Here is a 14,700-nt window from a genome sequence, read left to right on the forward strand (position 1 = left end):
CCGGTGTCACCGGTGCGCCCCGCCGATCGGCCTCCCCGGGTCCCCCCGACAGACCCGGCGGACCCGGCGGACCCGACGGGCCCGGCGGACCCCGCGCGCCACCGCACCGTCTCAGACATATCCCCTCAGCGCCGTAGCGCCACCACGTGAGGAGTTCGACCATGGCCGACGCGAGCCACGCCCCCATGCGAGGCAGAGTGGCGATCATCGGCATCGGCTGCCGACTGCCCGGCGGCGCATCGGACCACCGCGCCTTCTGGCGGAATCTGATGGACGGCAAGGACTGCATCACGCCGACGCCCGCCGACCGGTACGACGTCGCCACACTCGGCAGCCGGCACCAGGACAGACCCGGACGGCTGACCGGCGGCCGGGGCGGATACATCGACGGCTTCGACGAGTTCGACCCCGCCTTCTTCGGCATCAGCCCGCGCGAGGCCGACTATATGGACCCCCAGCAGCGCAAACTCCTGGAGGTGTCCTGGGAGGCGCTGGAGGACGGCGGCCAGCGGCCCGCGGATCTCGCCGGGAGCGACGTCGGCGTGTTCGTGGGCGCGTTCACCCTGGACTACAAGATCCTGCAATTCTCCGACCTCGGCTTCCGGTCGCTGGCCGCGCACACCGCCACCGGCACGATGATGACGATGGTGTCGAACCGTATCTCGCACTGCTTCGACTTCCGCGGCCCCAGCCTCTCCATCGACACCGCGTGCAGCTCCTCGCTGGTGGCCGTCCATCTCGCCTGCGAGAGCCTCGCCAAGGGGGAGACCGGTCTCGCGCTCGCGGGCGGCACCCTGCTGCATCTGGCACCGCAGTACACCATCGCCGAGACCAAGGGCGGCTTTCTGTCACCGGACGGCCGCTCGCGTACGTTCGACGCCTCGGCCAACGGCTATGTGCGGGCCGAGGGCGTCGGCGTCGTCGCGCTCAAACGGCTGGAGGACGCGCTGCGCGACGGGGACCCCATCCACGCCGTGATCCTCGGCAGCGGGGTCAACCAGGACGGCCGCACCAACGGCATCACCGTCCCCAACCCGGACGCCCAGGTCTCCCTGATCCAGCGCGTCTGCGCCGAAGCGGGCACCACCCCGGGCGGCTTGCAGTACATGGAGGCGCACGGCACATCGACCCCGCTCGGCGACCCGATCGAGGCGAACGCGCTGGCCCGGGCGCTGGCCATCGGGCGGGCACCGGGGGCCGCCTGCTATGTCGGCTCGGTCAAGACGAACATCGGCCACACCGAGTCGGCCGCGGGCATCGCCGGGCTCATCAAGGCCGCGCTCTGCCTCGAACACCGCCGGATCCCGCCCCATATCAACCTGGAGCGGCTCAACCCCGCCATCGACCAGGCCGCGCTGCCGTACGAGATCCCCACCCGGGTCACCGACTGGCCCGAGCACGAAGGTCCCGCGCGGGCCGGGGTGAACTCCTTCGGCTTCGGCGGCACCAACGCCCATGTCGTCCTGGAGGAGGCCCCGGCGGCCGACCCGCCGCCCGCCCCGCCGGTGGAGCGCGCCTGGAGCGTCCTCCCGCTGACCGCGCGCGACGCCGAGACTCTCCCCAAGGTCGCCGAAGGCATCCGGCGGGAGCTCGCCGGGGCCGAGGGCACGCCGCCGGTGTCGCTGGCCGACCTCGGCCACACCCTGGCCCACCGCCGCCAGCACCTGGAGTCACGGCTCTCCCTCGTCTACTCCTCCCGTGCCTCACTCGAAACGGCACTCGACGCCTTTCTGCGGAACGAGCCCCACCCCGGGGCGGTCGAAGGACAGCGGCTCGACCCCGCGGACCGGCGGCTGGTCTGGGTGTTCACCGGCATGGGCCCGCAGTGGTGGGGCATGGGCCGGCAGCTCTTCGAGCGCGAGCCGGTCTTCCGCGAGGCGATCACCCGCTGCGATGACGAGATCAGGGCCCTCACCAACTGGTCGCTGATCGACGAGCTCGCCGCCGACGAGGCCGGCTCGCGGATGGGCGAGACCTGGCTGGCCCAGCCCGCCAACTTCGCCCTGCAACTCGGGCTGGCCGCCCTCTGGCGAGCGTACGGGGTACGGCCGGACGCCGTGGTCGGGCACAGCACCGGTGAGATCGCCGCCTTCCACGAAGCCGGGGTCTACTCCCTGGAGGACGCGGTACGCATCGCCGTACACCGCAGCCGGCTCCAGCAGAAGCTCTCCGGCACCGGAACCATGCTCGCCGTCAGCCTCTCCGAGGAGGAGGCGGAGCGCCGTGTGCGCCCCTATGGCGACCGGGTGTCCGTGGCGGCGGTCAACAGCCCCACCGGGATCACTCTCGCCGGGGAGGAGGACGCGCTCGCACGGCTGGCGCGGGAGCTGCGGGCCGAGCAGATCTTCACCCGGTTCCTGACCGTGCGGGTGCCGTACCACAGCGCCGCGATGGAGCCGGTCAAGGACGAACTGCTGGCCTCGCTGGCCGGTATCGCGCCACGGCCCGCGCGCGTGCCGCTGTACACGACGGTGTGGGGCCGCCGGGCCGACGGCCCGGAGCTGGACGCCGGGTACTGGTGGCACAACGTCCGCGACCGGGTCCGCTTCCGGGCCGCGGTCGACCAGCTGGCCGACGACGGCCACCGGCTCTTTCTGGAGATCGGCCCGCATCCGGTGCTCGGCCACTCGATCCGCGAATGCCTCGACGAGAGGGAGCTCCAGGGCCTCACCCTGCCGTCGATCCGCCGCGAGGAGGACGAGACCGAGCGCTTCGCCGCCTCGCTGGCGATGCTGCACAACCTGGGCGCCGACATCGCCTGGGACGTACTGCACCCGGCGGGCAGGCCGGTGCCCCTGCCGCGCTACCCCTGGAAGCGCGAACGCCACTGGACGGAGCCGGAGCCCGTCGCCCGGGTCCGCCTCGGCCGCGTCGACCACCCGCTGCTCGGCCGGCGCACGGAGCATCCCGAACCGGCTTGGCAGACCGAACTGGACACCGAGCGACTGCCCTATCTCGCCGACCACCGGATCCAGGACGCCGTGGTCTTCCCGGCGGCGGGCTATCTGGAGATGGCGGCGCAGGCGGTACGGGCGCTCACCGGCGGCGATCACGCGGTCCTGGCCGACATCGAGCTGCGGAAGGCCCTCTTCCTGCCCGAGGGCGAGAGCCGCACGGTGACGCTCTCCTTCTCCCCGGAGACCGCCGCGTTCACCATCGCGTCCGCAGCGGGCGGCGACGCGGCCCCGGACGGGGAGCGGACCGTGCACACCAGCGGTGTCGTACGCACCGGACAGCGCCGCTCCCCGGGTCCCGCGCTCGATCCCGCGCCGATCCGGGCCCGTACTCCGCTCCGGCTCGACGGCGAGGGCTGCTACACGGCGCTGGCCGCACTCGGCTACCGGTACGGCCCGGCGTTCCAGGCCGTCGAAGAGGTGTGGATCGGCCCCGGGGAGGCCCTCGCCCGGCTCCGGCTCCCCGAGGCGGTCGCCGCCGACGCCGCCCCCTGCCATCTCCACCCCGTACTCCTCGACGCCTGCTTCCAGTCGCTGCTCACCCCCCTGATCCCGGCGGACCGCGCCGCGCCGGGAAGCACCGGCATCCGACTGCCGCTCTCGATCGCCGAGGTGAGCGTCGACCCCGTGGGGGATCAGCCCCTGTGGGCGCACGCCACGGTGACCCGTACCGCCGGTGACGAACTGGTCGGCGACATCGCCCTGTACGCGGAGAGCGGCGCGGCCGTCGGCCGGATCAGCGGCTTCCGCGCGGCCGACGTGGAGAAGGCCGCGACGGCGGTCTCCCGGAACACCATCGACTCCTGGCTCACCGAGACGGTCTGGATCGACCGGCCGTTCCCCGAGGCAGGAGAGGAGCCAGGGGCGGAGACCGCCGAACGGGGGGCCGGCGGCGGCGTCAGCGCCGCCGCCGGGGCCGCCCCCGGGGCCGCCGGGGCCACCCCCGGGGACTGGCTGATCCTCGCCGACGCCCAGGGCGTGGGCGACACACTCGCGGCGCTGGTGACCGCGCGCGGCGGTCGCTGCCATCTGGTGCGCCCCGGTGACTCCTACCGGATGAGAACGGACGCCCCGGATCCCGCCGGGGGGCCGGTGGGCGGGGAGTTCACCGTCGTGCCCGGATCCGCGGAGCAGTTGGAGCGCGTCTTCGCCGATCTGGGCATGGACGGCGCGTCCTCCTTCGACGCCGTGGTGCATCTGTGGAGCCTCGATCTGCCGGGCATCCGGGAGGCCGGGGCGGCGGAGCTCGGCGGAGAGCGCGGCACCGGGGCGTACTCGCTGATCGCGCTCGCCCGGGCGCTGCTCTCCTCCGGGGTCGGCGGCGGGCTCCATATCGTCACCCGGGGGGCTCAGCCCGTGGTCCCCGGCGAGGACGTCGAGCCGCTGGGCGCGACCGCCTGGGGGGTGGGTCGGGTGCTGCGGCACCAGGAGCTGATCGGCCACCGCGGGAAGCTCATCGACCTCGATCCCGCCGAGACCGGTACGGAGACGGAGGGCGGCGCGGACTCCGGCACCGGCACCGGCACCAGCACCAGCACCAGCACCAGCACGGAAGCGGAGGCCCAAACGGAGGCCGGCGCCAGGCCCCGTACCGGTGCGCCGGAAGCAGCCGTGCGCCGGGCCGAGGCGCTGCTGCGCGAGATCCTCACCGACGACGAGGAGGAGATCGCGCTGCGCGGCGGACGCCGCCGCACCAGCCGGATCCGGCGGGCCGAGGGGCTGACCCGGCCGCTGCCGCTGCGGCTGCGCGCCGACGGCGCCTATCTGGTCACCGGGGCCTTCGGGGCGCTCGGCCGGGTGCTCTGCCGCACCCTGGTCGCACGCGGCGCCCGCCGGCTGATCCTGATGGGCCGCACCGAGCTGCCCGAGCGCGACCGGTGGCGCGACGCCGACCCCGCCTCCCCCGCGGGCCGGGCCGTCGCCTTCCTCAGAGAGCTGGAGGAGCTGGGGGCGCACCCCGTCCCGGCCTCGGTCGACCTCACCGACGAGGCGGCCCTGACCGGCTGGCTCGACGCCTACCGCCGCGGCGATCCGCCCCCGATCCGGGGGGTGTTCCATCTGGCCGGGCAGGTGCGCGACACACTGGTCCCGGAGATGGACCGGCGGACCTTCGCCGCGGTGCACGACCCCAAGGTCATCGGCGCGTATCTGCTCCACCGTGAGCTGCGGGACGAGCCGCTGGAGCACTTCGTGCTCTTCTCCTCGATCGCCTCGCTGCTGACGACGGCGGGCCAGACGAACTACGCGGCCGGAAACGCCTTTCTGGACGCGCTCGCCCACCACCGCCGGGCCCAGGGCCTGCCGGCGCTGAGCATCGACTGGGGCCCCTGGGCCACCGGCATGATCGAGGAGCTCGGGCTGGTCGACCACTATCTGCGCAACCGGGGGATGAGCTCGCTGTCGCCCGATGCCGGGATGACGGTGCTGGAGCGGGTGATCGGCCAGGACCGGGCCCAGTTGATGGTGGCCACCGTCGTGGACTGGCCGGTCTTCATGGCCTGGTATCCCGCGCCGCCGCCGCTGGTGGCCGAACTGGCCGCGGCGGCCCCGCAGACGCGGCCCACCGGCGGCCACGGCCTGGTCGACGCCTTCCGGGCCGCCGCCGATCCGGCGGAGCGCCACGCTCTGGTGGCCGCGCGCTTCACCGAGCTGGTGGCCTCGGTGCTGCGGACCGCGGCGGACCGGATCGACCCGGCGGCCGGACTCGGCGTGCTCGGGCTGGACTCCCTCCTGGCGATCGAGCTGCGGGCCCGGGTCCAGGCCGATTTCGGGATCGCGCTCCCGGTGGTCGCCCTGCTGGGCAGCACCCCGGTCGGCGAACTGACGGACCAGCTGTACGACGGGCTCGGCGCGGTCGCGGCGGCCGGCGCCGGGGACGCCGAGGGCATGGCCCTGGAGGTGTTCGAGGACGAGCGGGAGTACCCCCTGACGCAGAACCAGAAGGCGCTCTGGTTCCTCAAGCAGCTCAACCCCGAGGGCTTCGCGTACAACATCGGCGGGGCGGTCGAGGTCCGGGTCGAGCTGGATCCTGAGCTGATGTTCGAGGCCGTGCGCCGGATGGTCGCCCGCCATCCCGCGCTGCGCACCAACTTCCTGCTGGTGGACGGCCGGGCGGTGCAGCGGGTCTCGGCCGAGGTCGCCCCGGATGTCGCGCTCTTCGACGTACAGGACCGGGAGTGGGACGACATCCACCGGATGATCGTGGCGGAGTACCGCAGACCGTACGACCTCGCGCACGATCCGCTCTTCCGGTTCCGGCTGTTCAAGCGGGGCCCGGACCGCTGGGTGATCATGAAGGCGGTCCATCACATCGTCTCGGACGCGATCTCGACCTTCGTCTTCATCGAGGAGCTGCTCGCGGTCTACGAGGGGCTGCGCCGGGGCGCGGAGCCGGAGCTGGCGCCGCTGACGGTCCGCTATCTCGACTTCCTCAACGGGCAGAACCGCTTTCTGGCGAGCCCGGAGGCCGAGCGGATGTTCGACTACTGGCGTTCGCATCTGCCGGAGCGGGTGCCGCTGCTCGATCTGCCGGTGGACAAGCCCCGGCCGGCGGTGCAGACGCACAACGGCGCGTCGGAGTTCTTCGTCCTCGACTCCGAGCTCAGCGCCCGGGTCCACGATCTGGCGCGGACCCATCAGGTGACCCCGTTCGTGGTGCTGCTGAGCGCCTACTACATCCTGCTGCACCGCTACTCGGGGCAGGACCAGATCATCGTCGGCAGCCCGGTGACCGGACGCACCTGGCAGGAGTTCTCCTCCGTCTACGGTTACTTCGTCAATCCGCTCCCGCTGCACGCGGATCTCTCCGGCGCCCCGACCGTCGCCGAGCTGCTGGACCAGGTCCGCCGGTCGGTGCTGAACGGGCTGGACAACCAGGAGTATCCCTTCGTCCTGCTGGTGGAGCGGCTCGGTCTCCAGCACGATCCCAGCCGGTCCGCCGTCTTCCAGGCGATGTTCATCCTGCTCACGCACAAGGTGGCGACCGAGAAGTACGGCTACCGGCTGGAGTACATCGAGCTCCCGGAGGAGGAAGGGCAGTTCGATCTCACGCTCTCGGTCTACGAGGACGAGGCGGAGCACCGTTTCCACTGCGTGTTCAAGTACAACACCGATCTCTTTCTGCCGGAGACGATGCGACGGCTGGCGTCGCACTACACCCAGCTGCTCGCCGAGCTGACCAGGGCGTCCGCCGGGCAGCTCACCACCCGGCTGGAGATGCTGGACGCCTCGGAGCGGCAGCGGCTGGTCGGCGAGTGGAGCGGGGCCGGCCGGACGCTTCCGGTTCCGGTTCCGTACGGCCGTACGGGTCCACAAACGGAACCGGAACCGGAGGCGGAAGCGGAACCGAGGACGGCGGCCGGCTGCGGGCCGCTGGTGCACCAGCTCATCGGCAGGGCGGCGGCGGAGCGTCCCGGGGCGGTCGCCGTCTCCGTACCGCCGTCGTCCCGGAGCGCGGCGCGGCGGCTGACCTACGGCGAGCTCGACCGCGGCTCCGCTCTGCTGGCCCATCGGCTGCGCGGGCTGGGCGTCGGGCCCGGCTCCGTGGTCGCGCTCTGTCTGGAGAAGTCGCCCGAGCTGATCACCGCCCTGCTGGCGGTGCTCAGGGCCGGCGGCGCGTATCTGCCGATCCAGCCCGATCATCCGGTGGACCGCATCGCCCGGATGGTGCGCACCGCCGACGCCATGCTGGTGATCGTCGACGACATCACGGGCCGGGCGGGGCTGCCGGATCTGCCCGCTGTGACGCTGACCCTGGCCGAGCTGGGCATAGCGGAGCCGGACGGCTCCGAGCCGGAGGGCCGTGCCGCGGCCGGACCGCTCCCCGGCACGGTGCATCCGGACTCCCCCGCCCTGGATCCGGACTCACCCGCCTATGTGATCCACACCTCCGGCTCCACCGGCCGGCCCAAGGCCGTCCAGGTCAGCCACCGCAATCTCGCCTCGGCGTACGGCGCGTGGTGTGAGCGGTACGGGCTCAGGGACGAGGCGGGCGTCCATCTCCAGATGGCGTCGCCGTCCTTCGACGTCTTCACCGGTGATCTGGTGCGGGCGCTCTGCTCCGGCGGCACCCTGGTGCTCGCGGGCCGTGATCTGCTCTTCGACACCGCGCGGCTGTACCGGACGATGCGCGAGGAGGGCGTCGACTCCGCCGAGTTCGTGCCGGCGGTCGTACGAGGGCTGCTGGACCACTGCGAGAGCCGCGGTCTCCGGCTGGACTTCATGCGGCTGCTGGTGGTCGGCTCGGACGCCTGGAAGGTGGAGGAGTACGAGCGGCTGCGCGCCCTCGGCGGCCCCCGCACCCGGGTGATCAACTCCTATGGGGTCACCGAGGCCACCATCGACAGCGCCTGCTTCGAGGGCCCGGCCGGCGATCTGGAGCCCAGCCGGATGGTGCCGATCGGACGGCCGCTGGCCAACAGCACCCTGCATGTGCTCGACCGGCACGGCGAACCGGCGCCGCCCGGTGTGCCCGGCGAGCTGTGGATCGGCGGGGACGGGGTCGCCCTCGGCTACGCCGGGGCCCCCGACCAGACGGCGGAGCGCTTTGTGACCCGGACGCTCGGCCGCGGGCCGGACGCCGTGCCCGTACGTCTCTACCGGACCGGCGATCTCGCCCGCTGGGACACCCGGGGGCGGGTGCATCTGCTCGGCCGGGCGGACAACCAGATCAAGCTGCACGGCCATCGCATCGAGATCGACGAGATCGAGTCCCAGCTGGCCCAGTGGCCGGGGCTGGCCCGCGCCGTGGTCGCGGTGCGGCCCGACCCCCGGGGCGAGCCGGTGCTCTGCGCCTACTGCGTACCGGCGGACGGCACGGCGCTGGACCGGCGCGCGCTCCGCCGCCATCTCGCCGGGTCGCTGCCGACGTACATGATCCCGTCGTACTTCACCGAGCTGCCCGCGCTGCCGCTCACCCCGCACGGCAAGGTCGACACCGCGGCCCTGCCCGCCCCCCGGCCGGAGGGAGAGGAGACAGATCCCCATGAAGCGCCCTCGACCCGGTACGAGAAGAGCATGGCCCGGCACTGGCAGGCGCTGCTCGGGCTGGAACGGGTCGGCGTGGAGCAGGACTTCTTCGAGATCGGCGGCAGCTCGATCAAGCTGATCGAGCTGATCCACCACCTTCAGACGGAGTTCGGCGTCACCATCCCCGTCAGCAGGCTGTACCAGGTCACCACCTTGCACGGCATGGCCGCCGCGGTGGCGGGGATCATCGCGAGCGGAACCGGCGACGACCGGCCCTACATCGGCTTCAACACCGGGCGGGGAGAGCGGATCTTCTGCTTTCCCCCGGCCGGCGGCCATGGACTGGTCTACCGGGGATTCGCCGGACAGCTCCCGCAGTTCCGGTTCGTCGCCTTCAACTATGTGCCCGGCGACGACAAGGTGGTGCGCTACGCCGATCTGGTCGAGGCCGTCCAGCCCGAGGGCCGCTGTCTGCTGCTCGGCTACTCCCTCGGCGGCAATCTCGCCTTCGAGACGGCCAAGGAGCTGGAGCGGCGCGGACGCCGGGTGGCGCATGTGATCATCCTCGACTCGCATCGCATCACGGAGGCGTATGTCCCGGGCCGGGAGCATCTCGACGCCTTCGAGGAGGAGCTCCGGGGGCATCTGCGCAAACACACCGGATCGGAGATCGTCGCCCGGGAGACGATGGAACACGCCGCCGAGTACCTCGCGTTCTGCGGACGGACCCCCAATCTCGGCGAGGTCACGGCCGCCGTCAGCGTCGTCACGGACGAGGAGAAGGCGGAGCTGTACGCCGCGGGCGCGCGCGGCGCCTGGCACGGCAGCTCCACCACCGGGCACACCGTGCTCCGGGGCTCCGGCACCCATGCCGCTCTGCTCGACCCCGGCCATCTCGCCAGCAACGCCGAACTCGTGCAGCGCATACTGACGGGGGACGGGGCGGCCCATGCCCGATGACGACGGCTGCGACTGGACCGTACGCCCGGACCGCCGAGGGGCCGACGACGAACCCCGGGTGATCGTCATCGGCGCGGGCGTCGCCGGGATGTCCACCGGGTGCTACGCCCGGATGAGCGGCATGCGGACCCGGATCTTCGAGAAGCATGTGCTCCCCGGCGGCTGCTGCACCGCCTGGGCGCGCGACGGCTACATCTTCGACTACTGCATCGAATGGCTGATCGGCACGGCTCCGGGGAACGAGGCGCACCGGATCTGGCGTGAGCTGGGGGCGCTCGACGGCAAGTCCCTCACCCACTTCGACATGTTCAACCGGGTCACCGACGAGGACGGCCGGTCGGTGACGTTCTACAACGATCCGGAGCGGCTGGAACGGCATCTGCTGGAGATCTCACCGGCCGACGCCGAGCTGATCCGCTCCTTCTGCCGCGATCTGCGGCGGTTCATCGCGATCGAGCTGTACCCCTTTCTGACCGCGCCCGCGCTGCGGACGGTACGGGAACGGGCCGAGACGGTGCGGACCGTGCTCCCCGCCTTCCGGCTCTTCTGGCGGACGGCCGCGACGCCCATGCACGCCTTCGCCGACCGGTTCCAGGACCCGCTGCTGCGCCGGGCGTTCCGGAACATCTTCTTCCAGGATCCGGAGGGGTTTCCGCTGCTGCCGTATCTCTTCAACATGGCCGCCGCCCACCATCGCAACGCGGGCTTTCCGCAGGGCGGTTCGCTGGGGCTGGCGCGGTCGATCGAAGAGCGGTACACGGCCCTGGGCGGCTCGATCGCCTACCGCTCCCGGGTGGCGCGGATCCTGGTCGAGAACGACCGGGCGATCGGGGTGGAGCTCGGCAACGGCCGGCGGTACTACGCCGATCATGTGATCTCCGCCTGCGACGGCCACACCACCGTCTACTCGCTGCTCGGCGGCCGGTACACCGGGCCGCGGATCGACCGGCTCTACGACGAGCTGCGCAGCAGTCCGGGCGCCCTGTTCCCCGCGGTGGTGTCGGCCTTCGCCGGCGTCGACGGCGATCTCGGCTCCGGCCACGCCCACAGCACCACCTATCTGCTCTCCGCGGAGGACGCCGCCCGGCTGCCCGGCGCCCTTCAGCGCAGTCTCGTGGTGCAGCTGCGCTCCCATTACTCGGACGGTTTCGCCCCGCCGGGGAAGTCGGTGATCCACTGCACCTACTTCAGCGATTTCGCCTACTGGAAGCAGCTGCGCGCCACCGACCGCAGGGCGTACTGGGCGCGCAAGCGCGAGGTGGCCGCGTTCGTACGGAGTTTTCTGGCCCGGCTCTGGCCGGGCATCGACGAGCGCATCGAGCTGATCGACGTGGCCTCGCCGGCGACGACCAAGCGGTACACCGGGAATCTCGACGGCAGCATCCTGGCCTGGAAGGCGTTCTCGGACGCCGACGATGTGGCGGCCCGGCTGGTCGGCCGGGACCGGATGCGGCTGCCGGGGCTGAGCGGCTTCTCCATGGCCGGGCAGTGGGTCGGGCTGGGGGGCCTGATCCGGGCCGCGTCGACCGGCCGCTTCGTCACCCAGTACCTCTGCGCGGAGTGGGACATGCCGTTCACGGCGTGGGAGAGCACGGTGCGCGAGCCCTGGCGCCGCGAAAGGCTCGGGCGGCTCCCGCAGCTGGACCGGGCGAGCCGGCGGGAGGGCTCCGGCGGATGAGGGCGGGCGGCCGGAACACCGGGCACAGGCGCAGACATGGGCGCAGGTGCAAACCCAGGCACGAGCACAAGCACAGGATCGCAGACACAGGCACGAGCACCGAGGACCGAGGACCGAGCACCCGATGCCGAGGAGAGCGGGACCGTGGCGCGACCGAAGCGTGACAGAGAGACGATGGTCATCATCGGCGCCGGGCTCGGCGGCCTGTCCACCGGGTGCTACGCCCGGATGAACGGCTACCGGACCGTGATGCTGGAGATGCATGAACTCCCCGGGGGCTGCTGCACGGCCTGGGAGCGCGGTGACTTCACCCTGGACTGCTGTGTGAGCTGGCTGCTCGGCAGCGGCCCCGGCAATGAGATGCACCAGATCTGGCTGGAGCTCGGCGCGCTCCAGGGCAAGCGGATCCGCCACTTCGACGTCTTCAACATCGTCCGCGACCGGGACGGCCGATCCGTCCGCTTCTACTCGGACCCGGACCGGCTCCAGGCGCATCTCACCGAGATCTCGCCCGCCGACGCGAAACTGATCCGCGGCTTCTGCGACCAGCTGCGCGCATTCCGGAAATGCCTCGCGGTCTATCCCTTCCTCAAACCGGTCGGGCTGATGGGGAGAGCGGAACGCTGGCGCATGCTCGCCTCCTTCATCCCGTACTTCAATGTCATCCGCACCTCGATCACGGTGCTGATGTCGGATTACTCGGCCCGGTTCAGCCATCCGCTGCTGCGCGAGGCGTTCAACTACATTCTGTACGAGAAGCATCCCGCGTTCCCCGTACTGCCTTTCCACTTCCAGCTCGCCTCGCACGCGAATCTCTCGGCGGGCGTTCCCGAGGGCGGCTCGCTGGGCCTCGCCCGCTCCATCGAGCGGCGCTATCTCAAGCTCGGCGGCGAGGTCGTCTACAACGCCAAGGTCGAGGAGGTGCTGATCGAGGCGGACCGCGCGGTGGGGGTGCGGCTCACCGACGGCCGGGAGTACCGTGCGGACATCGTGGTCTCCGCCTGCGACGGTCACACCACCATGATGAAACTGCTCAAGGGGCGCTATCTCAACGAGGCGTACCGCAAGCTCTACACCCGGACCATCCAGGAACCGGGCATGGTGTTCCCCGGGTATTTCACCCTCTTTCTGGGCCTCCGGCGGGATTTTCCCGATGGGGAGCCGTGCACCACGCATCTCATCGACGAGAAGCTGGCCGCCGAACTGACCGGCATCCGCCATCCGAGCATCAATGTGCAGTTCCGCAACCGGCATTACCCCGAGCTCTCCCCGCCGGACACCACGATCGTCTACGCCACCTATTTCTGCGATATCGCGCCGTGGCGCGCTCTGGACGAGGGCCCGGAGCAGACCAGCCGCACCCGTGGGGGTCAGGAGCTGCACACCCTGCCGGTCCGGCATGGGCGCGGCTACTACACGGCCAAGCGGCGGGCGCGGGACGCGCTCGTACGGTTTCTGGAGGAGCGCTACCCCGGCATCGGGGACGCGATCGCCGTACGCGATGTGTCGAGCCCGCTGACCCAGGTCCGCTACACGGGCAATTACGACGGGACCGTCCTCGGCTGGCAGCCGTTCGTGGAGAGCGGGGAGACGCTGGAGGAACTGGTCAAGAAGCACGGGCCCGGGGTGCCGGGGCTGGCGGACTTCTATCAGTCCGGGGTCTGGGCGACGACGGGCGGGCTGATCCGGGCGGCGGCGGCCGGGCGGCATGTCATGCAGTTCATCTGCCGTGACGACGGCAGGGAGTTCACCGCCTGGACCGACGATTCGGAACCGCCGCCGATCCATGTCGTCATTCCGGTCGGCATGAGCCCGGACGCCCCGGTTCCCTGCTCGCCGGCCAAGGCGGACCAGCCGGACGCCGCGCTGGCGGCGCGGAGAGCGGAGGCGCGGGAATGAGAACGCAGAAATGGGTGGTCCGGGAGCATATGGAGGGCGTTCCCGATGTGGAACGGGTCTACGAGAAGGTCGTCGAGGACATCGAGGTGAACCTCGCGCCGGACGAGATGCTGCTGAAGACGGCGTATGTATCGGTCGACCCCTATCTGCACGGCATCGCCCTGGACACCCCCCTCGGCGACCATATGGGCGCCGACTCGATCATGGAGGTGATCGCGGCCGGGCCGCTCGCGGCGCATCGGGTCGGCGATCTGGTGCAGGGATTCGGCGGCTGGCGCACCCATGTGATCAGCACCGGCGCCGAGACCCTCTGGCAGACCGGGACGTTCCCGATGGTCTTTCCCTCCTACCGCCGGCTGGATCCGCGGTGGTACGACGAAGGGCTGCCGCTGCCGACCGCGCTGAGCGCCATGGGCGGGCCGGGGATGACCGCCTGGGGGACGCTCACCAAGTTCATGGCCGTCGGCCCCGGCGACACGGTGGTGATCAGCGGCGCGTCGGGCGCGGTCGGGTCGCTGGTGGGGCAGCTGGCGAAGCTCTCGGGAGCGCGGGTGGTCGGCTCCACCTCCGCCGCGTGGAAGGCGGACCGCCTCATCGAGCTGGGCTTCGACGCCGTGGTGGAGTACCGGCACGGGGACGGCGCCGACAAGGTGCGGGCCGCGCTGCGCCGAGCGGTTCCGGACGGGGTCGACAAGTACTTCGACAATCTGGGCGGCGCCTTCACCGACGTGGTGTTCTCCCTGCTCAACGTCGGCAGTCAGGTGGCGGTGTGCTGGCAGTGGGCGACCCAGGTCGGCCGGGAGACGGTAGGGCCGCGGCTGCTCCCGTACATCATGTTCCCCCGGGCGACGATCCGGGGCGTCTTCTCGCTCGAATGGTTCACCGAGCGCAACTGGCAGGACCTCCACCGGGACCTGGGCGGCAGCATCCGCCGGGGTGAGATCGTCTGCGATCACACCCTCCACCACGGTTTCGAGAACATCCCCGCCGCGTACGGGAGTCTCTACCGGGACCGGGACCGGGACCGGGGAGGCCGGCTCGGAAAGGTGCTGGTCGAACTCTGACCGGGGCGCCGCCCGCCTCCCCCGCCTCCTCCGCTTCCCCCGTCTCCTCCGCTTCCCCCGTCTCCCCCGCCCGCTCCGTCCCCTCGCCGTCACCCGCCGTAGCGCTACGGACCGTATCGATACGGGCCAGGAGGTACCGTGTCCGCCGCAGAGAACACCGGCACAGATCCCCGGCAGC

General features: G+C 71.6%; 4 protein-coding genes. All 4 read left to right on the forward strand.

From position 1 onward, the window contains the following. Positions 1 to 161: 161 nt before the first annotated feature. A complete protein-coding gene (locus FF041_RS07715; RefSeq protein WP_153521609.1) occupies positions 162 to 9,881 on the forward strand; it encodes a non-ribosomal peptide synthetase/type I polyketide synthase in 9,720 nt (3,239 codons plus the stop codon). After that, positions 9,871 to 11,559, forward strand: coding sequence for a phytoene desaturase family protein (locus FF041_RS07720; protein ID WP_153521610.1), 1,689 nt, complete (start codon positions 9,871 to 9,873; stop codon positions 11,557 to 11,559). Before FF041_RS07715 ends, FF041_RS07720 begins: the two co-directional genes overlap by 11 nt. Before the next feature lie 174 nt (positions 11,560 to 11,733). Next, positions 11,734 to 13,458: a phytoene desaturase family protein gene (locus FF041_RS07725; RefSeq protein ID WP_153521636.1), complete on the forward strand. Its 1,725-nt coding sequence runs from the start codon at positions 11,734 to 11,736 to the stop codon at positions 13,456 to 13,458. Then, positions 13,455 to 14,522 carry an MDR family NADP-dependent oxidoreductase gene (locus FF041_RS07730; protein ID WP_153521611.1) on the forward strand — a complete coding sequence of 356 codons (1,068 nt, stop codon included), beginning with the start codon at positions 13,455 to 13,457 and terminating at the stop codon, positions 14,520 to 14,522. Before FF041_RS07725 ends, FF041_RS07730 begins: the two co-directional genes overlap by 4 nt. Positions 14,523 to 14,700 lie beyond the last annotated feature (178 nt).

Origin of the sequence: Streptomyces jumonjinensis (genome assembly GCF_009600885.1) — a bacterium.
GTDB classification, from domain to species: domain Bacteria; phylum Actinomycetota; class Actinomycetes; order Streptomycetales; family Streptomycetaceae; genus Streptomyces; species Streptomyces jumonjinensis.

What these genes read in the sequence shown, in the direction of transcription:
- FF041_RS07730 (WP_153521611.1), top strand. Translation starts at nt 13,455, where the DNA reads ATGAGAACGCAGAAATGGGTGGTCCGGGAGCATATGGAGGGCGTTCCC.
- FF041_RS07715 (WP_153521609.1), top strand. Translation starts at nt 162, where the DNA reads ATGGCCGACGCGAGCCACGCCCCCATGCGAGGCAGAGTGGCGATCATC.
- FF041_RS07720 (WP_153521610.1), top strand. Translation starts at nt 9,871, where the DNA reads ATGCCCGATGACGACGGCTGCGACTGGACCGTACGCCCGGACCGCCGA.
- FF041_RS07725 (WP_153521636.1), top strand. Translation starts at nt 11,734, where the DNA reads ATGGTCATCATCGGCGCCGGGCTCGGCGGCCTGTCCACCGGGTGCTAC.